General features: G+C 67.9%; 18 protein-coding genes and 3 pseudogenes. 12 read left to right on the top strand and 9 right to left on the bottom strand.

The genetic code is table 11. The annotated features are described in order from the left end of the window. Positions 1 to 423: 423 nt before the first annotated feature. On the bottom strand, positions 424 to 1,713 hold the full coding sequence (eno, locus tag MKK63_RS17815) for a phosphopyruvate hydratase (protein WP_244004101.1): 1,290 nt from the start codon (positions 1,711 to 1,713) through the stop codon (positions 424 to 426). A 297-nt stretch (positions 1,714 to 2,010) separates the two neighbouring features. Between eno and queF the strand changes: the two genes are divergently transcribed. Beyond that, a complete protein-coding gene (queF, locus tag MKK63_RS17810) occupies positions 2,011 to 2,463 on the top strand; it encodes a preQ(1) synthase (protein ID WP_244004099.1) in 453 nt (150 codons plus the stop codon). Positions 2,464 to 2,538: 75 nt separating this feature from the next. Here the strand turns inward: queF and MKK63_RS17805 are convergent, their stop codons facing one another. After that, positions 2,539 to 2,880 carry a hypothetical protein gene (locus MKK63_RS17805; protein ID WP_243927689.1) on the bottom strand — a complete coding sequence of 114 codons (342 nt, stop codon included), beginning with the start codon at positions 2,878 to 2,880 and terminating at the stop codon, positions 2,539 to 2,541. A gap of 328 nt (positions 2,881 to 3,208) precedes the next feature. Here MKK63_RS17805 and MKK63_RS17800 point away from each other — a divergent pair. Beyond that, positions 3,209 to 3,880, top strand: a pseudogene (locus MKK63_RS17800) (class I SAM-dependent methyltransferase); the annotation flags it as partial. A 162-nt stretch (positions 3,881 to 4,042) separates the two neighbouring features. Here the strand turns inward: MKK63_RS17800 and kdsA are convergent. Together kdsA and MKK63_RS17790 are read right to left on the bottom strand one after the other, a co-directional pair. Continuing rightward, complete coding sequence (gene kdsA / locus MKK63_RS17795) at positions 4,043 to 4,897, bottom strand: 3-deoxy-8-phosphooctulonate synthase (RefSeq protein ID WP_244004094.1); 855 nt, start codon at positions 4,895 to 4,897, stop codon at positions 4,043 to 4,045. A gap of 9 nt (positions 4,898 to 4,906) precedes the next feature. Then, complete coding sequence (locus MKK63_RS17790; protein ID WP_244004092.1) at positions 4,907 to 5,398, bottom strand: hypothetical protein; 492 nt, start codon at positions 5,396 to 5,398, stop codon at positions 4,907 to 4,909. Positions 5,399 to 5,730: 332 nt separating this feature from the next. Between MKK63_RS17790 and MKK63_RS17785 the strand changes: the two genes are divergently transcribed. From MKK63_RS17785 to MKK63_RS17775, 3 genes and pseudogenes are all read left to right on the top strand, one after another. Continuing rightward, positions 5,731 to 5,940: a hypothetical protein gene (locus MKK63_RS17785; RefSeq protein ID WP_244004090.1), complete on the top strand. Its 210-nt coding sequence runs from the start codon at positions 5,731 to 5,733 to the stop codon at positions 5,938 to 5,940. Between the two features lie 39 nt (positions 5,941 to 5,979). Continuing rightward, positions 5,980 to 6,516 (top strand): annotated as a pseudogene (locus MKK63_RS17780) (FkbM family methyltransferase); the annotation flags it as partial. Positions 6,517 to 6,640: 124 nt separating this feature from the next. Continuing rightward, positions 6,641 to 7,651, top strand: coding sequence for an alpha/beta fold hydrolase (locus tag MKK63_RS17775; protein WP_244004088.1), 1,011 nt, complete (start codon positions 6,641 to 6,643; stop codon positions 7,649 to 7,651). Between the two features lie 219 nt (positions 7,652 to 7,870). On the opposite strand, the gene MKK63_RS17770 is transcribed toward MKK63_RS17775, so the two are convergent. Then, the gene (locus tag MKK63_RS17770) at positions 7,871 to 9,049 is read right to left on the bottom strand and encodes an amidinotransferase (RefSeq protein ID WP_244004086.1); all 1,179 of its coding nucleotides are present in this window, start codon (positions 9,047 to 9,049) and stop codon (positions 7,871 to 7,873) included. Between the two features lie 210 nt (positions 9,050 to 9,259). On the opposite strand from MKK63_RS17770, the gene MKK63_RS17765 reads away from it, so the two are divergent. From MKK63_RS17765 to hpnK, 5 genes are all read left to right on the top strand, one after another. Then, positions 9,260 to 10,372 (top strand): HpnL family protein, encoded by a 1,113-nt coding sequence (locus MKK63_RS17765; RefSeq protein ID WP_244004084.1) that lies wholly within the window; start codon positions 9,260 to 9,262, stop codon positions 10,370 to 10,372. Further along, on the top strand, positions 10,363 to 10,974 hold the full coding sequence (locus MKK63_RS17760; protein WP_244004082.1) for a phospholipid-binding protein MlaC: 612 nt from the start codon (positions 10,363 to 10,365) through the stop codon (positions 10,972 to 10,974). The genes MKK63_RS17765 and MKK63_RS17760 overlap by 10 nt, the downstream gene beginning before the upstream one ends. A gap of 84 nt (positions 10,975 to 11,058) precedes the next feature. Then, positions 11,059 to 12,267: a bacteriohopanetetrol glucosamine biosynthesis glycosyltransferase HpnI gene (hpnI, locus tag MKK63_RS17755; protein ID WP_244004080.1), complete on the top strand. Its 1,209-nt coding sequence runs from the start codon at positions 11,059 to 11,061 to the stop codon at positions 12,265 to 12,267. A 56-nt stretch (positions 12,268 to 12,323) separates the two neighbouring features. After that, a complete protein-coding gene (gene hpnJ, locus MKK63_RS17750; protein ID WP_244004077.1) occupies positions 12,324 to 13,757 on the top strand; it encodes a hopanoid biosynthesis associated radical SAM protein HpnJ in 1,434 nt (477 codons plus the stop codon). 122 nt (positions 13,758 to 13,879) lie between these two features. Further along, entirely contained in the window at positions 13,880 to 14,719 is an 840-nt protein-coding gene (gene hpnK, locus MKK63_RS17745) for a hopanoid biosynthesis-associated protein HpnK (protein ID WP_244004105.1), read from the top strand. Positions 14,720 to 14,728: 9 nt separating this feature from the next. Here the strand turns inward: hpnK and MKK63_RS17740 are convergent, their stop codons facing one another. After that, complete coding sequence (locus MKK63_RS17740; protein WP_244004075.1) at positions 14,729 to 15,115, bottom strand: type II toxin-antitoxin system VapC family toxin; 387 nt, start codon at positions 15,113 to 15,115, stop codon at positions 14,729 to 14,731. Next, on the bottom strand, positions 15,112 to 15,378 hold the full coding sequence (locus tag MKK63_RS17735) for a type II toxin-antitoxin system Phd/YefM family antitoxin (protein ID WP_244004073.1): 267 nt from the start codon (positions 15,376 to 15,378) through the stop codon (positions 15,112 to 15,114). Before MKK63_RS17735 ends, MKK63_RS17740 begins: the two co-directional genes overlap by 4 nt. A gap of 25 nt (positions 15,379 to 15,403) precedes the next feature. Between MKK63_RS17735 and MKK63_RS17730 the strand changes: the two are divergent. Beyond that, a pseudogene (locus MKK63_RS17730) lies at positions 15,404 to 15,886 on the top strand (GNAT family N-acetyltransferase); the annotation flags it as partial. Between the two features lie 7 nt (positions 15,887 to 15,893). On the opposite strand, the gene MKK63_RS17725 reads toward MKK63_RS17730, so the two are convergent. Further along, a complete protein-coding gene (locus MKK63_RS17725; protein ID WP_244004103.1) occupies positions 15,894 to 18,560 on the bottom strand; it encodes an MMPL family transporter in 2,667 nt (888 codons plus the stop codon). A gap of 640 nt (positions 18,561 to 19,200) precedes the next feature. On the opposite strand from MKK63_RS17725, the gene hpnH reads away from it, so the two are divergent. Then, positions 19,201 to 20,364 (top strand): adenosyl-hopene transferase HpnH, encoded by a 1,164-nt coding sequence (gene hpnH / locus MKK63_RS17720; RefSeq protein ID WP_243927709.1) that lies wholly within the window; start codon positions 19,201 to 19,203, stop codon positions 20,362 to 20,364. A gap of 302 nt (positions 20,365 to 20,666) precedes the next feature. On the opposite strand, the gene MKK63_RS17715 is transcribed toward hpnH, so the two are convergent. Then, the gene (locus MKK63_RS17715) at positions 20,667 to 21,860 is read right to left on the bottom strand and encodes a lytic murein transglycosylase (RefSeq protein ID WP_244004071.1); all 1,194 of its coding nucleotides are present in this window, start codon (positions 21,858 to 21,860) and stop codon (positions 20,667 to 20,669) included. Positions 21,861 to 22,250 lie beyond the last annotated feature (390 nt).

Here is a 22,250-nt window from a genome sequence, read left to right as displayed (position 1 = left end):
GGTTCCTTTGGCGAGCGGTGCGCGCGGCGCTTGGGGCCGGTCGGCACGATCGAGTTGCGGGGCCTGTCGCGGCCGATGCGGGTCTGGAGCGTGCCGGGGGAGACCTAGGCGGGACCGGATTTTCCGGTGCAGGATGGGCCTTCCGCGCCTTTCCCCCCCCCCTCTGCGGGGGAGGGTGGCCCCTGCGTGAGCAGGGGTCGGGCGAGGGGAACCCGGCTTCCGGATTGGGTGGAGCAGGTTTGAAGGCGACAGCGTCGTCCTGTGCCGTCGCTCCCCTCTCCCGGCCTCCTTCGGGGGCCACCCTCCCCCGCAGAGGGGGGAGGGAGCGCGCATCGCGGCGACGGGGTGTCTTGCCGGTGCCGTCGCAGACGTCCCAGCCCGGCCCCTACCCCGCGGAAGGAACCCAGAACCGATCCGCCGGATTCAGCGACGGGCGAGCTGCTTCAGCGCCGACGGGCCGGCGTAGAGCGCCTGCGGGCCGAGGCCCTCCTCGATGCGGATCAGCTGGTTGTACTTGGCCAGTCTGTCCGAGCGGGCGAGCGAGCCGGTCTTGATCTGCCCGCAATTGGTGGCGACCGCTAGGTCGGCGATGGTCGAATCCTCGGTCTCGCCCGAGCGGTGCGACATCACCGCGGTGTAGCCGGCGCGCTGGGCCATATCGACCGCCGCCAGGGTCTCGGTGAGCGTGCCGATCTGGTTGACCTTGATCAGGATCGAGTTCGCCGTACCCTCCGCGATGCCGCGCGACAGGCGCTCGACATTGGTGACGAACAGGTCGTCGCCCACGAGCTGGCACCGGTCACCGATCTTCTCGGTCAGCAGCTTCCAGCCGGCCCAGTCGTCCTCCGACATGCCGTCCTCGATCGAGACGATCGGGTAGGCGTCGACCAGCTGGGCGAGGTAGTCGACCTGCGCCTCGATGGTCCGGCTCGTGCCCTCGCCCTCGTACGCGTAGGCGCCGTTCTTGAAGAACTCGGTGGCGGCGCAGTCGAGGGCGAGCGCCATGTCCTGGCCGGGCTTGAAGCCGGCGGCGCTGATCGCGTCCATCACGAAATCGAGGGCGGCCTCAGCGGACGGAAGATTCGGGGCGAAACCGCCCTCATCGCCGACATTGGTGTTGTGGCCGGCCTTCTTCAGCTTGCTCTTGAGGGTGTGGAACACCTCGGAGCCCATGCGCACGGCCTCGGCGAGCGAATCGGCGCCCACCGGCAGGATCATGAATTCCTGGAAGTCGATCGGGTTGTCGGCATGCGCGCCGCCGTTGATGATGTTCATCATCGGCACCGGCAGAACCCGGCCCTGCACGCCGCCGACGTAGCGGTAGAGCGGCAGGCCGGAGGCCTCGGCCGCGGCCTTCGCCACCGCCAGGGACACGCCCAGGATCGCGTTCGCGCCGAGCCGCGCCTTGTTGGGCGTGCCGTCGAGCTCGATCATCGCCTCGTCGATCGCGACCTGTTCCTCGGCCTCCATGCCGCCGATCGCGTCGAGGATCTCGGTCTGTGCCGCCTCGACCGCCTTCAGCACGCCCTTGCCGAGGAAGCGGTTCGTGTCGCCGTCGCGCAGCTCCACCGCCTCGTGGGCGCCCGTGGAGGCGCCCGAGGGGACCGCGGCGCGACCGAACGAGCCGTCCTCCAGGATGACGTCGACCTCGACCGTGGGATTACCGCGGCTGTCGAGAATCTCGCGGGCGCTGATATTGGTGATCGCGGTCATGGAACGTCCTCTCGCGGGGCCGCTTGTCGGCGGCGGCAGCCCCGATTCGGGGTGCGGCGCATCGCGGCGGCTTATCCGTCAAGCCGCGTTCGGCGGCAAGCACCGGCGTAGGCCAGGCCTGTGCACGTGTCGTGACAGGCGTCCCGAACGGGAGAGCGCCCGGTAGCGGGATCCCAAAGGGCTAGCCCTTTGGCCGGGGTTTGGGGGCAGAGCCCCCATGGACCAGGGCTCTGCCCCGGACCCGCAAAAGGGCTCAGCCCTTTTGAATCCAGAACTCTCCGGATCTATACCGCTGCCATGACCGCACCAGAGACGCTCCAACTCGGCCAGCCGACGCCGTTCCCGACCTCCCCCGAGGAGGCACGGCTCGACCGGGTCCCGAATCCGCACACGGATACCGACTACGTAGCCCGCTTCACCGCGCCCGAATTCACCTCGATCTGCCCCGTCACCGGCCAGCCGGACTTCGCCATCCTGGTGATCGATTACGTGCCGGGGGACTGGCTGGTGGAGTCGAAGTCGCTGAAGCTCTACCTCGGCGCGTTCCGCAACCACGGCGCGTTCCACGAGGACTGCACGGTGGCGATCGGCAAGCGGCTGCGCGACCTCTTGGAGCCGCGCTACCTGCGCATCGGCGGGTTCTGGTATCCCCGCGGCGGCATCCCGATCGACGTGTTCTGGCAGACGGGCGATGTGCCCAAGAACGCCTGGCTGCCCGATCCCGGAGTCCCGCCCTATCGCGGCCGATGATGGGCCGCGGACCCCGCCAAACGAAAAGGGCGACCGGCTCTCGCCGGTCGCCCCTTCCCTGACGGTTGCCCGATCTCAGTAGCCGTAGCCGTAGTAGCCGTAGCCCGGGGCCGCGTAGCCGCCGCCGTAGACGGGCGCGTAGCCGTAGCCATAGGACGGGGCATAGCCGTAGCCGCCGCCGTAGTAGCTGTCACGGGCCGCGCCGGCGGCGATTGCACCAGCCGCGAGGCCGGCGATGCCGAGGCCGATGGCGGCGCCAGTGCCGATGCCGCGACGGCCGCCGCGGTAGTAGCCGCCGTGACCGTAGCCGCCGTAGCCGCCATGGTAGCCGTAGGGACGTGCCTCGGCGCTGGACGTGGCGGCAACGCTGCCGAGGGCCAGAGCGGCGGCGGTGGCGATGATACCGATCTTGCGCATGATGTTCCTTCTCGATCCTCGATCGAACCTGCCCAATAACGTAGCCACAGCGGGACAGTTCCAAGTTCTCACAGGTCTTGGCGTGCGGCTCCGCACACAGTCGGTTTTATGAACCGCGGTTCATCATGCGCGATGCCTCGGCCGTACGGCGCTGCTCGCCGTTCCGAAGAGCGTCCGATCCGAAACCTTGCGAAAATATTCCGATGCGCGCGCATCTCCGCCCAAGCGGGTCGCCAATCCGCGACGGCAGGGACCGGCTCAGCGCGAAGCACGCCGAGATCGCCTCCGCCCAGTGCGGCCCGTATGATGGCAGACTTGGAGGACTGACCGCATGGATGCCCTGACTCTGATCCGCGAGACCTTCGCGCCGCTGTCCCGCAAGCGGATCCTCGACATCGGGTGTGGCGGCGGAACGCTTGCGAAGCGCCTGAGCGAGGACGGTGCTGCGGTGACCGGCATCGACCCGGGCGATGCGGCGCTTGCGCAGGCCCGGGCCGCCGTCCCGGAGGCGCAGTTCGAGGCCGCCTCGGGCGAAGCCCTGCCCTTCCCCGATGCCAGTTTCGACGGGGCCGTCCTGCTCAACGCCCTGCACCACGTGCCCGACCCCGCCGCCGCCCTCGTCGAGGCGGCGCGCGTGCTCGTCCCGGGCGGGTCGCTCGTGGTGGTGGAACCGCTCGCGGCGGGTAGCTTCTTCGATGCCCTTCAGCCCATCGAGGACGAAACTACGGTGCGCGCGTCCGCGCAGGATGCGATCGCGGCAGCCCTGTCCCGGGGCACGTTCGCGTGCCGTCGCGACGTCACGGTCGAGCGGCGGGAGAGCTTCGCGTCCCTCGACGCCTTCCTGACGCGGGTCTGCGCCGTGGACCCCGCCCGTGCGGCGACGGTCGAGGCCCGGCGCCCCGTCGTGGAGGCGGCGTTCGAGACGGCGGCCGAACGCGAGGCGGATGGCCGCTACGGCCTCGTCCAACCCCTGCGGATCCAGGTGCTGGCGCGTCCCTGATCGGGGTTTCGAAAGGGCGAGCCCTTTCGCGGGTCCAGGGCGGAGCCTTGGGACTCAGGGAGCCTTGGGACTCAGGGAGCCTTGGGACTCAGGGAGCCTTGGAACTCAGTCAGGGCTTTGCCCTGACGACCCACCAAAGGGCTCGCCCTTTGGGATCCCCGTCTACGCGGCGCGGGCCTTGGCCAGCTTATCGAAGGCGATGAGTTCGGCGAGCAGCGCCGGCATGTCCTTCAGCGCGACCATGTTGGGGCCATCGGAGGGCGCCCGGTCGGGGTCGGGATGGGTCTCGATGAACACCCCCGCCACCCCCACCGCCACGGCGGCCCGGGCCAGCACGGCGACGAATTCGCGCTGGCCGCCGGAACTCGCGCCCTGGCCGCCCGGCTGCTGCACGGAATGGGTCGCGTCGAACACCACCGGCGCGCCGCCCGTCACCTGCGCCATGATCGGCAGGCTGCGCATGTCCGAGACCAGGGTGTTGTAGCCGAACGAGGCGCCCCGCTCGGTGACGATGACATTGGGATTGCCGGCCTCCGTCACCTTGGCGGCCACGTGCTTCATGTCCCAGGGCGCGAGGAACTGGCCCTTCTTGATGTTGACCGCCCGGCCGGTCGCGGCCGCCGCCAGGAGCAGGTCGGTCTGGCGGCACAGGAAGGCCGGGATCTGGAGCACGTCCACCGCCTCGGCGGCCCGGGCGCAGTGCTCGGCCGCGTGCACGTCGGTCAGCACCGGCAAGCCCAGGGATTCGCGGATCTCTGCGAAGACCGGCAGCGCCTCGTCCAGGCCGACGCCGCGGGCGGCGCTGCCCGAGGTGCGGTTGGCCTTGTCGAACGAGGTCTTGAACACGAGTCCGATCCCGGCGCGCGCCGTCATCTCCTTGAGGGCTGCGGCGATCTCCAGGGCCTGGTTTCGCCCCTCCAGCTGGCACGGGCCTGCGATCAGCGCGAGCGGCAAGTGGTTGGCGAAGCGCGTTTGGCCCACTTGGACGATGGGACCGGGGTGTTCGGGATTCGACATGGGTGCGGTCTAGCCCGCACGGCGGATCCGCGAAAGCCCGGTGCGGGGCGCGACCCGGCAGACCGTGAGATCCTCCCGGAGGCCATCGGTCCGCGGGCCGGTCTCGCACAGCATCACCACGCGACCGGAGCTGCCGCGGCGCGGGGCGTTGGCCAGGAGGCTGGCCTGATGCAGGTTGAGCGCCAGCACCTCGGCGGCGGCGGGATCCGCCCCGGCCAGGGCCCGGGCCGCGCGGCCGACCAGAATGAAATAGGCCTGGGACGGCTCCCGATCCCGGGAGGCCACGGTGATCCGCGCGGGCGCCCGGCAATCGAGGCTCATCCGCTCCGCGTCCTCTGCGCGGAACACCGCGTAGGGGCCGGCCCGGCCGGCGAGTGAAACGCCGGTGTCGTGGATCACCCGGGCGGCCAGGCGATCGCACGCATCCGCGGCAAGGACCGGAGCTGTGCTGAGGCCGGTCAGGATAGCAAGCGTTAAGATCGTTTTCGTGGTTCGTGTCATTGACTTGTTCCTAATCCTTTGCAAAAGCTCGTCATAGGCTTGGCCGCAAGAAGGACAAAATATACCGCGTTATGATTTGCTTGAATCGATCTTATCCGTCGATACATGCAGAATAATATTGGGTTGTCCTGAATGCGGCCTCTGTATTTTGTTTTGGATGACTTCATCCGAGGTGGATAGTTCTTATCTGGTGCTGTTTATCAGCGAGTCGTCCGGGCAGCGGCCTGGGCGGGACAGGCGGAATGCCACGCTGATCGATGAGTATAGGCCTGGAAGGTTCCGGAAATCCGCGGCGGACCGATCGCTCGGACGCGTATGTAGAGGAGTTGATCGTGGAAAATGAGCTTGGCATCGTCTTCAGGACGGTTTTGAGTGTCCGAGAGACGCTCGAAGGATCGATCGCGGAGATCAAGAGCCTCGTCGGTCCGGGCCAGGAGGCTCACGCCGAAGCGATCGACTTCCTCACCTTCGCGGCCCGGCGTGCGGCGCTCTCCAGCGCGCCGCTCCTGCAGGATCTCTGGGTCCTGTTCGAACTCGGATAGAAGCGGAACGGCTATTTCGTCGAGTTCGGTGCCGCGGACGATCGGGGTGCCAGCACCACGCGCCTGCTCGAGAAACTCTATGGCTGGCAGGGGGCCATCGCGGAACCGGCACGCAGCCGGCACGAGAAGCTGCGCGCCGACCGGACCTGCTACGTCACGAACAAGTTCGTCTACACCGACGATGGCTTGAAGATCCTGTTCAACGACCCGGACAGTGCCGAGGATGCGTCGGCCGGAACCGCTCCGGGGACGGGCACGCGGCGGAGTGGAAGAAGGTACGAGGTCGAGACCGTCACGCTGCGCAGTCTTCTGCAGGCGGCGAATGCGCCGCGCACGATCGACTTCCTGAGCATCAACGCCAAGGAGGATACGCTCGACCTTCTGGAGGGCTTCGATTTTGCCGAACACGATGTGACGCTGCTCAGCGTCGCGCATACCGATCCGCAGCAGAACGAAGCGCTCGCCGAACTTATGACCCGGAACGGGTACGAGCGCCGGTTCGCGTCGTTCTCCATGTCCGACGCCTGGTACACCAAGCGCGATCAGGCTGCCGTGGCGCAGCCGGCCGCGGCTTGAGGTTGCTCCGCGCTGTCCGGGCCCGGTGGCTGACGGACCGGGCCCGCATCATGGACAGCGCCCTTCGAATGCCCGATCTGTGCCGGCGACGCGGCGCCTGACGCCGCTGGCACACGAGGCGGCCATGCTCCGACCCATCCTCGCCGCCGCGCTCCTCGCGCTGGCCTCCCCCGGCGCGGCGACGGCGGATCGTGTCGCCACCCCGGCCTTTGGACCGGAGCTGGAAGGGTTCGACTATCCCTTCCCGGTCAAGCGCTTCACCTTCCCATCGCAGCGCCAGACGCTCCAGATGGCCTATCTCGACGTGCCGGCCGAGACGCCGAACGGCCGCACCGCCGTGCTGCTCCACGGCAAGAACTTCTGCGCCGCCACCTGGGAGAGCCAGATCCGCGCGCTCAGCGCGGCCGGCTACCGTGTGATCGCGCCCGATCAGATCGGCTTCTGCAAATCGAGCAAGCCCGCCGCCTACCAGTTCACCTTCCGGCAACTCGCCGAAAATACGCACGCACTGCTGGCGCAGCTCGGGGTCGAGCGCCCCATTCTGGTCGGCCACTCGACGGGCGGCATGCTGGCCGCCCATTACGCCCTGCTCTACCCGAAGGCGGTGGAGCGGCTCGTGCTGGTCAATCCCGTCGGCTTGGAGGACTGGAACGCCAAGGGCCTGCCGCCGATCTCCGTGGCGCAGTGGTATCAGCGGGAGCTGAAGACCTCGGCGGAATCGATCCGCGCCTACGAGACCGCGACCTACTACGCGGGTCAGTGGGAGCCCCGCTACGAGCCCTGGGTGACGATGCTGGCCGGACTCAACACCGGGCCCGGCAAGGAGGCGGTCGCTTGGGACTCGGCGCTCGTCTACGACATGATCGTCACCGAGCCGGTGGTCTACCGGTTCCCGCAAATCGCGGTGCCGACGCTGCTGATGATCGGCCAGAAGGACAACACGGCGATCGGCAAGGACCTCGCTCCGCCGGAGGTGCGGGCGAGTCTCGGCCACTATCCCGAATTGGGCCGGGCGGCCGCGCAGGCGATCCCGGGTGCGCGGCTCGTCGAGTTCCCGGATCTCGGCCACGCGCCGCAGATGTCCGACCCGGAGGGCTTCAACAAGGCGCTGATCGAGGGGATCGGGGCGCGGTGAGCGCGGATGGTCGCTGCCGCGGGCGGCAGATGTATACTTCTTAGTCTGACGCCGACGTCGTGAGCGATGGGCACTTTTCCCCTACCCCTTGCGGGCAGAGGTTAGGGGTGGGGGTGGTGCAGAAGGCACCCAATCGCTCGATCCTGCACCACCCCCACCTCCGGCTCCTCCCCACAAGGGGGAGGAGAGCTCCTCTGTGAGAAGCGGCCCGCTCGACTATCAAAAATACGACTTCAGCACACCCCGGCGGCGCACGTCGAGGGTCGCGCAGTGGAACGAGCCGCCGAACGGCCCGTAGCTCAGGAACGGCGCCGGGATCGGATCGAAGCCCCAATCCTTGAGCGCCTTGATCAGCGTCGGCTGGCTCTGGTCGACGACGATCTTCTTCTCGGTGATCGCGAGCACGTTGATCGAGGTCCAGGGCGAGCACATCGAGATCTTGCTCATGAAGCCCTCGACCGGGTCGGGGCGCGGGGCGATCAGCACGTCCCACTTCTTGAGCACGGCCGGCAGCTTCTCGACGTCGACGTAGTCGGGGTTCACCAGCACCTTGCCGGGGGCCAGCGGCATGAACGACGAGTCGATGTGCATCGGCTGCGGGCAGCGGCTCTCGATCTCGTGGATGCGGAAGCCCGGGCCGAGGTGGCGGCGCAGCCACTCGATGCCCATCAGGTTGGTCACGTTCGAGCGGGTGACGAACAGGTCCCGGCCGCAGCGGACGAAGTCGGCGGCGTCGAAGACCGGCTCGAACTCGTTGACCGTGAACTGCATGGGCTCGCCGGCCTTCAGGTTCGGCACCCGGTAATCGTAGTTGTAGAGGTCGTCGGTCAGCTGCGGACGCGGTGCCGAGGTCCAACGGGCGCCGGCGCGAAAATACTCCTTGAACAGCGACCGGTAGGCGTCGCCCTCGAAGTAGCGCGAGCGCCAGCACATCGGGCTCTCGATGATCTCGTCGCCGATGACGAGGTACGGGTCACGCGGGCAGGCCACGCAGAAGCCCCGGGAGGACCAGCGCGGCGCCTTGAACTTCTTGGAGAAGTCCACCGTGTCGGGGCGGCGGACCTTCACGCCCTCGCCGGCCAGGATGGTGATGAAGTTGTCGAGCTCGGCCTGGGCGAGCTTCTTCATGAACCCCGGATACTTCCAGCCGCTCGCAAGCCGGTAGAACGGCTGCGCGGCGCGCGGCAGATTGAAGATTACCGTCAGGTGGTGGGTCGGGATCGTGGCGCCGTCGAGCGAGCCGACGATCACCTCCTCCAGCGGATCCCACTCGTTCCACGCCATCACGGGCGCGTGCGGGGCCGGCACGCCCGGCGCCGCTCCACCACCCGCATAATGGCCGGCATGCGTGTCGTCGCTCACGGCCTCGAGGGCCGTGATCGGTGATTCGCGCTCCATGACGTGTGCCCCTTCTGCGACGTGCCGCGGCCTTCTACGCAGGCGCTTCAGCGCCGCCGCCGCTTTGGCCCCCGGTGTGTTAAACGGGTGATAGACAGCGCTCATCCGTGCTGCAACGTGGCAGAAACGTTCTCGGCCCGTCGGACCTATTTCTGCCGCGACCGTGGCCGATTTCCCGCATCAAGCCTTTTGCGAGCTTGAAAGACGACAATGAAGCGCCTGACGACCTTGGCCTCGATCGCCGGTCTCTGCACGGTCGTCGGCCTGTTCATGTCCTCCGGTCTTGAGGATGTTTCGGCCGCCGTCGTCTCTGCCGGCTGGGGTACCGCCCTGGTGGTGCTGGCCCGCATCGTGGCCGTCGCCTGGGCGGGGCTCGGCTGGCACGTCGTGTTCCCCAGGGGCACCGCCAAGCTCGTCGATTGCGTGTCGCTGCGCTTCGTGCGCGAGGGTATCAATACGCTGCTGCCGGTGGCCACCGTCGGCGGCGATTTCGTCGGCGCGCGCCTCCTGTCGAAGCGCGGCGTGCCGGGCGCGCTCGCGGGGGCGAGCATGTTCGTCGACCTGATGACCCAGGCGCTGACGCAGCTCCTGTTCACCGTGCTCGGCCTCGCCCTGCTGATCGTGATCTGCGGCGACGGGCCGATCGCGCGGACGGTTGCGGGCGGTCTCGCCCTTGCGGTGCCGGCGCTCGGGGCCTTCTACCTGATCCAGCGCCGGGCGGGGCACCGCCTGATCCAGGGCCTTCTCAGCCGCTTCGCATCGGGCCGCGAGTGGCGCGCCTTCGGGGCGATCGACCAGCTCTACGACAGCCTGCGCCGCCTCTACGCCAATCATGGCCGCTTCGCCGCCGCGCTGGGCGTCCACCTGATCGGTTGGGTGATCGGGACGCTCGAAGTCTACGTCTGCCTGCACTTCATGGGCTACCCGATCGACTTTGCGCAGGCTCTGATGATCGAGAGCTTGGCCCAGGCAGTGCGCGGCGCGGCCTTCGCGGTGCCCGGCGCCCTGGGGGCCCAGGAGGGTGGCCTGATCGCCCTGTGCGGCCTGTTCAACATCCCGGCCGAGGCGGCGCTGGCCCTCTCGCTGGTCAAGCGCTTCGCCGATCTCGGGGTCGGCCTTCCGAGCCTGCTGCTCTGGCACCGGATCGAGACCAAGCTGCGCGCGGAAGCGCCGGAGGACGAGGAGCGCGAGGCGGAGGTGGACACCGCACGCAGCGCCAAGCGGGTGCCGCAGGCCGCGACGCTCGGGCCGTTCTACAGCTACGCCCCGCCCCGCATGGGCGCGCGGCTCGGCGAGGGCGAGGAGTTGAAGAAGTGCGCCTGACCCGACGGCTCGCGGCCGCCCTGATCGCCGTTCCCCTGCTCGTTCCGGTTCCGGCCTGGGCCGCGGATGATCCCGCCGTTCAGACGGTGCGCGACCTCTACGCTGCCTTCACGGCCGCCCTGAAGGACGGCCCGGCCCCCCTGCCCGTGCGCGTCGAAGCCGTGGGTCCGGCGATGGATAAGGCCTTCGATTTCCCCGCCATGGCGCGCATCGCCGTCGGTTCGAAATGGTCGAGCTTCACCCCGGAACAGCAGGAAGCGATCACCGACGCGTTCAAGCGCAGCTTGACCGTCACCTACGCCAACCGCCTCGCCCGCGCGGCCGGCGGCAAGTTCGACGTGACCCCGCAGGTCGAGGAGCGCGGCGCCCAGCGGGTGGTGGCGACCCGGGTGACTGCGGCGGACGGCGACGATTCCGCGGTCGACTTCGTCGTGAATGCCAATAACCGTATCCAGGACGTCCTGCTCAACGGCGACGTGAGCGAGGTCGCGGCGCAGCGGACCGCTTTGTCGGCGCCGCTGAAGTCAGGCGGCGCGGACGGCGCCGTGAAGTTCCTGCGCCAGCGGGCCGACGGCATGCTCGCCGCCAAGCCCACGCCGTGAACGCCGCCGAGAGTGCCGCCATGAACCGGCCGTTCGCGGCCATCGCTGCCTGAGGCGGCGGGACGATCGCACGGACCCGATCGGATGGATGTTACCGCCCTGACGTTGAACGCCCTCTCGTGGCTCGCGCTGCTCTGCCTGATCCTGGCGGCGGGGGGCTGCCTCTACGGGCTGGCGGCCGCCTTCTGCGCCGGCCGTTACGCGGCCCGACCCGTCCCCGCCCTGACGCCCGGCGCCCCCCGGCCCTCCGTGACGGTGCTCAAGCCCCTGTGCGGGCTGGAGCCATCGCTCTACGGGAATCTCGAGAGTGTCCTGCGCCAGGATTATGCCGGCCCGGTCCAGATCGTGTTCGGCGTCCAGAAGGCCACCGATCCTGCGATCGGCGTGGTGGAGCAACTGAAACAGGCTTATCCGGCGGCGCGCATCGACCTCGTGATCGACGCCCGCCAGCACGGCTCGAACCGCAAGGTCTCGAACCTCATCAACATGTCCGAGCGGATTGCCCACGATGTGGTGGTATTGGCCGACAGCGACATGGTGGTCGGTCCCGATTATCTGGAGCGCCTGGTCGCCGAGCTGTCGCAGGACGGGGTCACCGGAGTCACCTGCCTCTACCACGGGGTGCCGGCCTTCCGGGGCCTCTACGACCGGCTCTCGACGCTGGCGATCGACACCCACTTCCTGCCCAACGTCGTGATGGGCCTGAGCCTCGGGCTGGCCAAGCCCTGCTTCGGCTCCACGGTCGCCTTCACCCGGGCGAGCCTGGAGGCGGTGGGCGGCTTCCGCACCTTCCGCAACGACCTCGCCGACGATTACGCGATCGGCGCGGCGCTGCGCGGCCTCGGCGGCCGGGTGTCGATCCCGAGCTTCACCATCGGCCATACCAGCGTGGATACCGATCTCGGCGGCCTGTGGCGGCACGAACTGCGCTGGAACCGCACCATCCGCACCGTCGACCCGGCGGGCTATGCCGGCTCGATCGTCACCCACGCCTTCCCGCTCGCCGTCCTGGGCGCCCTGCTGTCCGGCGGAAGCCCGGTCGCCCTCGGGGTGGCGGTCCTGGCTCTGGCGAGCCGCATCCTCCTCTGCCGGCAGCTGGAGCGGGCCTTCAACCTCGCCCCGCATCCCTACGGACTGTTGCCGATTCGCGACAGCCTGTCCTTCCTGAACTTCGCCTGGGCCTTCGTGTCGGGGGCGGTGACATGGAAAGGTCATGATTATCACGTGGTTGCGGATGGCACCCTGATCCCCGACGCGGAGCTCGGCAGCGACGCCGGCGCGCCGCTCCGCTGAACGCACCCAATTCTCCTCCGCCCCCTCCCCCGCATTGCCCTGAGGCCTTGAACCCCATGCGCACGCTCTTCCTCCAGGCCCCCACCTTTGACGGTTTCGACGGCGGTGCCGGCTCCCGTTACCAGGCCAAGCGCGAGATCAAGTCGTTCTGGTACCCGACCTGGCTGGCCCAGCCGGCCGCCCTGGTGCCGAACTCGAAGCTGATCGACGCGCCGCCGCACAACATCAAACTCCCCGAGATCGTGGCGCAGGCCAACGATTTCGACCTCGTCGTGCTCCACACCTCGGTGCCGTCGTTCAAGTCCGACGTGAAGACGATCGAGGCGCTCAAGGCCGCCAACCCGAAGCTGATCGCCGGCCTGATCGGCGCCAAGGTCGCGGTCGACGCCGCCGGCGCCATGGCCCAGGCCCCGGTGGTCGATTTCTGCGCCCGCAACGAGTTCGACTTCACCGTCAAGGAAGTCGCCGACGGCGTGCCGATGGCGCAGATCAAGGGTCTGTCCTATCGCGATGCCAACGGTGTCGTGGTCCACAACGAGGACCGCGAGATCATGACCGACATGGACCAGCTGCCCTTCGTCACCAGCGTCTACAAGCGCGACCTGGAGATGGAGAAGTACTTCATCGGCTACCTGAAGCACCCCTACATCTCGTTCTACTCGGGCCGGGGCTGCAAGAGCCGCTGCACCTTCTGCCTCTGGCCGCAGACGGTCGGCGGCCACACCTACCGCACCCGCTCGGTCGCCCACGTGATCGAGGAGATCAAGTACTGCCTGAAGGAGTTCCCCCAGACCAAGGAGTTCTTCTTCGACGACGACACCTTCACCGACAACCTGCCGCGCGCCGAGGAGATCGCCCGCGAGCTCGGCAAGCTCGGCGTCACGTGGTCGTGCAACGCCAAGGCGAACGTGCCGCGTGAGACCCTGAAGGTTCTCAAGGAGAACGGCCTGCGCCTGCTGCTGGTCGGCTACGAGTCCGGCAATCAGACCATCCTGCACAACATCAAGAAGGGCATGCGGGTCGAGGTCGCCGAGAAGTTCACCCAGGATTGCCACGACCTGGGCATCGCCATCCACGGCACGTTCATCCTCGGCCTGCCGGGCGAGACCCGGGAGACGATCCAGGAGACGATCGCCTTCGCCAAGCGGATCAACCCGCACACGATCCAGGTCTCGCTGGCGGCGCCCTACCCGGGCACCTTCCTGTACAAGCAGGCGGTGGAGAACGGCTGGCTCGACATCGAGAACGCCGAACTGGTCGACGAGAACGGCGTGCAGGTCGCGCCGCTGCACTACCCGCACCTCTCGCATACTGAGATCTTCACGTCGGTGGAGGAGTTCTACAAGAAGTTCTACTTCCGGGCGCCGAAGATCGCCTCCATCGTGGGCGAGATGGTGCGCTCGCCCGACATGATGAAGCGCCGCCTGCGCGAGGGCGTCGAGTTCTACCGCTTCCTCAAGGAGCGCCAGGGCACCGCGAAAGCGGCGTAAGTCAGGGGTCCGGGGCCCGCGGCCCCGGCGGGGAGCGGGGCAGAGCCCCGCCCCTCTTCCCAGGGCTCCGCCCTGGACCCGCGAGAGGGCTTGCCCTCTCGACACCCATGACCGAGGTAACCGTGAAGCGTCTGGTCGTCACCGCGGATGATTTCGGGCTGAGCCCTGAGGTCAACGAGGCCGTCGAGCAGGCCCATCGCGACGGGATCCTCACGGCGGCGAGCCTGATGGTCTCGGCGCCGGCCGCCGCCGATGCGGTGGCGCGGGCGAAGCGGATGCCGTCCCTGCAGGTCGGGCTGCACCTCGTCCTCGTGGAGGCGTGGCCGACCCTACCGGCCGCCGAGCTGCCTGACCTGACCGATGCGGCCGGCCTGATGCGGGCCGACATGGCCAAGCTCGGCCTCGACTTCGCCCGCAGGCCCGCGGCCCGGCGCCAGCTCGCCGCCGAGATCAGGGCGCAGTTCGAGGCCTATCGCGCGACCGGCCTGCCGCTGGACCACGTCAACGCCCACAAGCATTTCCACGTCCACCCGCTGATCGCGGGTGCGGTGCTGCGCATCGGCCGCGCCTTCGGGATGCGTGCCCTGCGGGTGCCCCGGGAGCCGCGGGAGATCCTGCGCCGCGCCGAGCCCGGCGCCCGCCCCCGCCCGGCCCTCGACATCGCGCCCTGGGCGGCTTTGCTCGCCGTCCGCGCCCGGCAGGCCGGCCTGCTGATCCCGGACCGGACCTTCGGGCTCGCATGGTCCGGCGCCATGACGCCGGCCCGGGTGGCGGCTCTCTTGCGGCATCTCCCGGATGGGCTGACCGAACTCTACACGCATCCGGCTACGGCGGGTGGATTTCCGGGCGAGGCGCCGGGTTACCGGTACACGCAGGAACGTGACGCGCTGATAGCGCCAGCGTCGATCGCGGCCGTCGAGGCGTTTGGGACTGTTACGGGCGGGTTCTCGGATTTCGCGTAGCGTTTCAGCTTAAATTCGCGCCGCAAGCGGATGATCGTGCAGAGCGCCGTCGACCGTAACCAAAAGACAGCCCTCGACCTGACATTGCGCGAGCAACATGCGATCGAACGGATCCTTCGTCGGCGGGAGTGACTCAACAGAAACGAGGGCGTGAGCTTGCGTGATGGGCACGATCCCGATCTCCAAAGCTTGCAACGCCGAAGGCAGCAGAGCCAATGACATCCTTGGATTGAGCTTACCAAGGCGTGTCTTGATCGCAATCTCCCAAAGGCTCGCTACGCTTGCATAGGGATCGCTGTCGTCTTGGCTCAGCAACCGGGCAATCTTCGGACTCCGTAAATGCAAGCGTCGACCGATCACGGCGAGCAGAATATGCGTGTCGAATAGGAATTTCATGGCTCGGGCAGCGGCCGAATCAGAAAATCCTCCGGCAATGGATCGTCAAAGTCATCGGGTATGGACGGAAACGGATCTGTGATCCCGTGGGCGCGCAGGAATGCTGCGCCCGCCTCCAGGTTGAGCCCACCCTTCCGGCGATGCGGTACAAGGTCGAGCACCGGTCGACCGTTGCGCGTCACGACGATGGTCTCACCGCCTTCGACACGCGCAGCCAGTTCCGCGAGGGTCGGGGCTGCTTCTTCCAGAGCGATCGTCGTCATGCCAAGAGGTTAGGATGCGCGGCGCGCGATGGGAAGATCCGGCTTGGTCCCTATGACGATCGCGGACGTCGATCCCACCAGTGAGCCCGCCCGCGCCTGCCTCGCCGCCTACTACGCCGAACTGGCGACCCGCTTCGTCGGCGGCTTCGACGTCGCCCTGTCCTGCGATCCGGAGGCCGCCGCCATGATGCGGCCCCGCGGCACCTTCCTGCTCGCCGTCGCGGGCGGCCTCCCGGTCGGCTGCGTCGGCTTGAAGGGCAACGGCGGCCCGGTGGCGGAGATCAAGCGGCTCTGGATCGACCCCGCCGCCCGGGGCCTCGGCCTCGCCCAGCGTCTGATGCAGGCGGCCGAGACAGCGGCTCGCGACCTCGGCATCCGGACGCTGCGTCTCGACACCAACAGCGCCCTTCCCGAAGCGCTCGCGCTCTACCGGAAGGCGGGCTGGGTCGAGATCGACCGCTTCAACGACGACCCCTACCCGGACCACTTCTTCGAGAAGACCCTCTAACCGAGGCCTACTTGGCCGGCACCGGATCCTTCAACCCGGTGCTCTTCCGCAACGCCGCGCCGGCGGCCTTCTCGGCCTCGGGACGATCCTCATCGGGCTGAGCCGGCGGTTCGCCCAGCGTTGCCGGCACCACGAAGAAAGCCGCCACCAGGGTGAAGAACAGCGACAGCGCGAGCAGCTTGCCCATGCTCGCCGTGCCCGGATGGCTCGACAGGACCAGCGACCCGAAGGCGCTGCCGGTGGTCAGCGCCGAGAAGAAGATCGCCCGGGTCAGGCTGGAAGCGAGCATGTCGGTCACGCCGGCCCGCCACGCGATCACGTAGTAGATGTGGAACGCCACGCCGACTGCCAGCATCAGCGGCAGCGCGATGATGTTGGCGAAGTTGAGTGGCATGCCGACGATGCGCATCGCCATCAGCGTCCAGAGGGTCGCGATCACCAGCGGACCCAGCGTCATCGCCACGTCCCACGGCTTGCGCAGCGCGACCGACAGGATGACGAAGATCAGCACGAGGGCCGTCACCGCCGCCTGAACGAAGGCGCCCAGGATCGTGTAGCTCGACTGAGTCGTGGCCACCGGCGCGCCTGTGGCGTGCGGGGCGACCTTCAGAACCTCATCCGAGAAGCGGCGCAGCACGGCATCGTCGTTCGAATCGCCCTTCGGATGGACCTCGATACGCGCGCGCCCATCGGCTGCCACCCAGTCGGCCTTCAACTGCGGCGGCAGGTTGTCCAGGGTGATTTTTTCCGGGTGCAGCAGGTCGCGCAGGTGTGCCAGCAGCGGCCCGAGATCCTTGGTCAGCGCCACGGAGGCCGCCTCGCGCTGCGTCACCGGGCCGGAGGCGAGCTTGTCGAGGGTGCCGGCGAGCTCCTTGGCGGCCTGCGCCCCCGTCTGGTCCCCCTTGGCATCGTTCGAGATCCCGTTCAGCGCCGTGGCGGCATCCTTGAGCGCCTTGACGTTATCGGCATCGGTAGGCGGTGGCGGCCGACGTCCAGGGTTGAGCACCGGATCGAGAAGCTGCGCCGTGTCGGCGATCTGCGCGAGCTTCTTGTCCTGGTCGCGCGGCACGAAGGTGTCGATGCTGTTGACCGAGGCCGTGACCGGCAGCCCCATCAGCGTCTTCGACAGGCCCGGGACGGCTTCGACGCTCGGTGCCAGCACGTCGATGAAGTTCGGGCTGGTCTCGGGGTTCTTGATCAGATCGAGATAGGTCGCGATCGACTGCGTCTTCGCGCTGCGCAGGTGCATCGGGTTGGAATCGAACGGCAGGTGCCAGAGCAGCGGCGCGCCCGCGAGCGTGATCAGGCCGACCGCGATCAGGATCGGCTTGCGATGCTCGATGATCCAGGGATCGACGCCGACCAGCCAGTCGGTCTGCACCGCGGCCTTCTCGGCCTTCGGATTGAACACGGCGATCAGGGCCGGGAGCAGCGTCAGGGCGAACAGGTAGGCCACGATCATGCCGACGCCGGCGATGAGGCCCAGTTCGGAGACGCCGCGGAAGGCCGTCGGCAGGAAGGCGAAGAAACCGGCCAGCAGCGAGATGGCCGCCAGCGTCAGCGACCAGCCGACGCCGCGGGCTGCGGCCCGGAGCGCGGCGCCGATCTCGGGCTGCTCGAAGCGGTCGGCCCGGTAGCGCACGGCGAACTGGATGCCGAAATCGATGCCGAGCCCCACGAACAGCGCCGCGAAGGCCACCGAGATCGGGTTGAGCTCGCCGACCATCGCCAATCCGAGGCCCGCGGTGACGATCAGACCCGCAAAGGTCGTGATCAGCACGGCCGAAACCAGGGGGGCGGAGCGTAGGGCGAGCCAGATGAACAGGACGATCGCGCCGACCGTGACGCTGTAATTGACGCCCGCATCCTCCGAGAGCGTCGCGAATTCCTCGTCGGCCACCGCCACCGTGCCGGTCAGCCGCATGCGCAGGCCGTGCTCGGAATCGATCCTGAGATCCTGGGCGACGTTCCGGATCAGCTTGGTCGCCTGGTAGCCGGGCTCCAGGGCGTTGAAGTCCAGCACCGGCTGGATGACCACGAACTTCATCTTGTCGGTGACGCTGCTCTGTCCGTTGGAGAGCAGCTCCTGCCACGACATCCGCGCCGGCTGCCCGGCCAGCACCTTCTTCAGGGTGGCATCGATCTGCCCCATGGGCTTCTCGAGATCCTCGAGCTTGGCGTCTCCGGTCTTCACGCCGCGGGCGCCCAGCGTCAGAACCCGCATCACGCCGCGCAGCGACGGGTCGGCGGCGAGCGGGCCGAGCAGCCCCTGCTGCTGGGTCAGCGATTCGAGGGTCTTGTCGAGATCCGCCTGCGACATCAGCAGCAAGCCGTTCTTGTCGAAGAACGGGCCGCCATCCGGCCGATAGACCGTCTCGATCAGATTCTTATGAGCGGTCAGCGCCTTGGCGAGGTTGGCAGCCGCCTCCTCGGTCTCCTCGGGCGTCTGCCCGTCGATGACCGCCACGATGGTGTTCGACCGCTGCGGGAAGGCCTGCTCGAAATTGATCTCGTCCTGGCGCCAGGGCTCCTTCGGATCGATCAGGCGCTCGACATCGGTGTTGATCCGGAACAGATGCGCCGCGACTCCGGCGCTCGCGACCGTGACGAACGCCACCAGGGCGATCACGATCCACCGATACCGTACCGAGAACGCGACGAGACTTTCGATCACGAGCACCCTGCCTGTTCGCCCCGGACACGCACACGGCGCGGCCGACACATACCATCGAACATATCGAACGCCTCGGGATCCCGGAGACCGGCTCCGGCAGGGCTCAGTGCCCGCGTGCCGATCGCCCCGCAATCCGTTCGGATGCGGACCGGGGTCGAGGAAGGCCGCGTGGTCCGCCCCGGACGCACGACACGCGTCCACGCGCCGATCGCGGCCGAAATGGATCGCGGCGCCGCCATCCACCAGAGGCCACGGCTCGGGCCACGGCTTGCATCGCTGCCCCGAGGTTCAGTAAAGAGGGTGGTGCCAGATTGCAACGCGGCCGAGCCGGTCCGGCCGCCGGGGATGATATGTGCGCTGGCGCACGGCGTCAGTTGCATCGCGGCCGGAATTCCGGATGTCCGGTCGCATTGCCGACGCAATGCACGTGCTGTCCTCAACGTCTGAATGTCCCCGCCCACGCGGTCGCCCTAGGCGGCTCATGTGGCACCGTTGCGTCAGGCGCGGAATAAGATGTCATCGTGCCGCCGAAACAGGGCCGATTGAGATTAGTTCCAAGCTAGATCGCTGGAAATCGCGTTTTTTTTCGTGTTAAGCACCCCGATGCCTCCGGGGCCGACGAAGTGAAGGAGCCGCTATCTTGGGTATCCCCCTCCGGTACGTCGCGAAGATCGGCGGCTATATCCTGAAACAGCACCTGACGGGTCGCAAACGCTACCCGCTCGTGATGATGATGGAGCCGCTGTTCCGCTGCAATCTCGCTTGCGCCGGCTGCGGGAAGATCGATTACCCGGACGAGATCCTGAACAAGCGGCTGCCGGTCGCTGACGCGCTCGAGTCGGTACGCGAGTGCGGCGCCCCCGTGGTGGTGATCGCCGGCGGCGAGCCGCTCCTGCACAAGGATCTGCCGCAGATCGTCGAGGGCATCATCGCCCAGAAGAAGTTCGCGATCGTGTGCACGAACGCGCTGCTCCTTGAAAAGAAGATCAAGGAGTACAAGCCCAGCCCGTACTTCACGTGGTCGATCCATCTGGACGGCGACAAGGAGATGCACGACCAGTCGGTGTGCCAGCGCGGCGTCTACGACAAGGCGGTGGCGGCGATCGCGAAGGCCAAGGAGATGGGCTTCCGCGTCACCATCAACTGCACCTTCTTCAACAATTCCCAGCCGGAGAAGATCGCCGACTTCTTCGACAGCGTGACCCGCATGGGCATCGACGGCATCACCGTCTCCCCGGGCTACGCCTACGAGCGCGCGCCGGACCAGAAGCACTTCCTGAACCGCAAGGCGACCAAGGATCTGTTCCGCGGCGTGTTCCGGCACGGCAAGGAGAAGGGCCGCGAGAAGTGGACCTTCCAGCAGTCGGGCCTGTTCCTCGACTTCCTGGCCGGCAACCAGACCTACCATTGCACCCCGTGGGGCAACCCGACCCGCACCGTGTTCGGCTGGCAGAAGCCCTGCTACCTGCTCGGCGAGGGCTACGCGGCGACCTTCAAGGAGCTGATGGAGGAGACCGACTGGGATTCCTACGGCACGGGCAACTACGAAAAGTGCGCCGACTGCATGGTCCATTCGGGCTACGAGGCCTCTTCGGTGGTCGATTCGGTCCGCAAGCCGTGGAAGCCGCTGGTGCATGCGATTCGCGGCATCAAGACCGACGGCGCGATGGCCCCCGAGGTCAGCCTGGAGAACCAGCGCCCCGCCGAGTTCGTGTTCTCGCGCAACGTCGCGCAGAAGTTGTCCGAGATCAAAGCGGCCGGCGTCGACACCAAGCAGGAAGCCCGCAAGCGCACTGCCGCCTGATCGGCCCGGCACGGACGGAATTCGAACCCGCGGCCGAAAGGCCGCGGGTTCTACTTTTTCGGGGTGTCGGGCCGAGTTTGCGGTATGCTCTTAGCTGACGCGCCCCACCTTTCCCGGACAGGTGGAGCGCCAGCGGAACCTGATTCGGGACCTGGCGCAGGAAGCGCAGCGCAAGCGGCCCGCGTTGATCCAGGCGGACGCTTCGCGACGTCTTGTGCTGGGTCCCGGGTCTCGCATTCGGCTTACGCGGCCTGCGCCCGGGAAAGGGTCCGGGGCGTGGGCTGACCGGAGCTTGGAAGCCATCAGCTGCCGCGCAGCGCTTCCAGAACTTTGCCGCCGGGGCGGCCGGTCGGGGTCATGCCGAGGCGGCGCTCCACGTCCTTGATCGCGTCGCGGGTCTTCTGGCCGACCTTGCCGTCCGGCTCGCCGACATCGTAGCCGCGGGCAGCCAGCCGGGTCTGGAGATCGCGCCGCTCGGCCCGGGACAGGGGCGGATCGTCGGTCGGCCACGCCGCCTGGACACCCGCCTTCCCGCGCAGCCGGTCCGACAGAACCGCGATGGCGAGGCCGTAGGATTCGGCGGCGTTGTACGAGTAGATCGCGTCGAAGTTCTTGGTGACCAGGAAGGCCGGACCATCGATCCCGGCCGGCGCGATGATCCCGGCGGGCCCCTCCCCCGAGAGCGGGCGGCCGTCCATGCGGGTCACGCCCAGCGAGGCCCAATGGGCGACCGGTTTCTTGTTCTTGCGCCCGGCGGACGCGACGCTGAAGCCGCGCGGCAGCTTCACCTCGTAGCCCCAGACCTGCCCGTTCTGCCACTTGGCGACGTGCAAGAAGTTCGCCGTGGACGCGACCGCGTCGGCCACCGAATCGACCACGTCGCGCCGCCCGTCGCCGTCACCGTCGACAGCGAGGCGGTGATAGGTGGTCGGCATGAACTGGGTCTGGCCGAAGGCCCCCGCCCAGGAGCCGGTGAGCCGTTCCGGCGCGATGTCGCCGCGCTCGATGATCCGCAGCGTGGCAATCAATTCGCCGCGGAAGAAGTCGCGGCGGCGGTTGCCGGAGCAGGCGAGGGTCGCGAGCGACTGGACCAGCGGCATCTTGCCGAGGTTCTTGCCGAAGTTCGACTCGACCCCCCAGACCGCCGTGATCGTGTAGCGATCGACGCCGTAGCGCGCCTCGGCCTGCGCCAGGGCGGCCGCGTTCTGGCGCATCGCCGCCCGCCCGTCCTCGACACGCTCGTCATCGACCAGGGCCGCCATGTAGTCCCAGATCGGCGTCTTGAATTCGGGCTGCGCCTGGGACAGCTCGATCACCTTGTCGTCGTAGCTGATGCCGCTGGTGGCCGACCGGAAGGTCTGGGCGGACACGCCGGCGGCTGCCGCCTGGGCCTGGATACCGGCGAGGCAACCGTCGAAATCCGCCCGCGCCGGCTGGCTCACGGCGAGGAGACCGAACCCGAGCGCGAGGCCCGGCCCGAAGCACTGATGGCGCATCCTGGCGTTCCCGTATGTCGCCCCTGGTGTAGCGGCCGAATCAGGCAGCACCAGGGTTAACCGCGCGTTAGCGCAGCTCACGTTGGGCGGACACGCGACCGGGCCGTTTCGGTCCGCACGCGGGATGCACAGGAAAGTCTTGATGCACGTCTCCAGCGCCGGAAGACGCGTGTCCACAGTCCCGGGCATCGATCCTTGAACAGGTGGCGTCGTCGATCGGCGCAGAGTCCCGGCCCGCACCGCGCAGCAGAGGCGGCACGATCCCGAGACATTGATTTGAGCGCCCGCGCCACGGCGGCGTTTCCAATTAAAACGCATCTGATTTTTTTTGGACTCGGGAATTTTGTTCATTTATAGATGCAAACTTCGTATCTGGGCAACCGAATCATA

The organism is Methylobacterium sp. J-088 (assembly GCF_022829295.1).
GTDB lineage: Bacteria > Pseudomonadota > Alphaproteobacteria > Rhizobiales > Beijerinckiaceae > Methylobacterium.
The sequence above is the reverse complement of the archived record's forward strand: the minus strand, read 5'-3'. Positions and strand labels throughout refer to the sequence as shown.

Bases quoted from the DNA above. Each gene is read 5' to 3' on its own strand.
- eno (WP_244004101.1), bottom strand. From the start codon at position 1,713: ATGACCGCGATCACCAATATCAGCGCCCGCGAGATTCTCGACAGCCGC.
- queF (WP_244004099.1), top strand. From the start codon at position 2,011: ATGACCGCACCAGAGACGCTCCAACTCGGCCAGCCGACGCCGTTCCCG.
- MKK63_RS17805 (WP_243927689.1), bottom strand. From the start codon at position 2,880: ATGCGCAAGATCGGTATCATCGCCACCGCCGCCGCTCTGGCCCTCGGC.
- kdsA (WP_244004094.1), bottom strand. From the start codon at position 4,897: ATGTCGAATCCCGAACACCCCGGTCCCATCGTCCAAGTGGGCCAAACG.
- MKK63_RS17790 (WP_244004092.1), bottom strand. From the start codon at position 5,398: ATGACACGAACCACGAAAACGATCTTAACGCTTGCTATCCTGACCGGC.
- MKK63_RS17775 (WP_244004088.1), top strand. From the start codon at position 6,641: ATGCTCCGACCCATCCTCGCCGCCGCGCTCCTCGCGCTGGCCTCCCCC.
- MKK63_RS17770 (WP_244004086.1), bottom strand. From the start codon at position 9,049: ATGGAGCGCGAATCACCGATCACGGCCCTCGAGGCCGTGAGCGACGAC.
- MKK63_RS17765 (WP_244004084.1), top strand. From the start codon at position 9,260: ATGAAGCGCCTGACGACCTTGGCCTCGATCGCCGGTCTCTGCACGGTC.
- hpnI (WP_244004080.1), top strand. From the start codon at position 11,059: ATGGATGTTACCGCCCTGACGTTGAACGCCCTCTCGTGGCTCGCGCTG.
- hpnJ (WP_244004077.1), top strand. From the start codon at position 12,324: ATGCGCACGCTCTTCCTCCAGGCCCCCACCTTTGACGGTTTCGACGGC.
- MKK63_RS17740 (WP_244004075.1), bottom strand. From the start codon at position 15,115: ATGAAATTCCTATTCGACACGCATATTCTGCTCGCCGTGATCGGTCGA.
- MKK63_RS17735 (WP_244004073.1), bottom strand. From the start codon at position 15,378: ATGACGACGATCGCTCTGGAAGAAGCAGCCCCGACCCTCGCGGAACTG.
- MKK63_RS17715 (WP_244004071.1), bottom strand. From the start codon at position 21,860: ATGCGCCATCAGTGCTTCGGGCCGGGCCTCGCGCTCGGGTTCGGTCTC.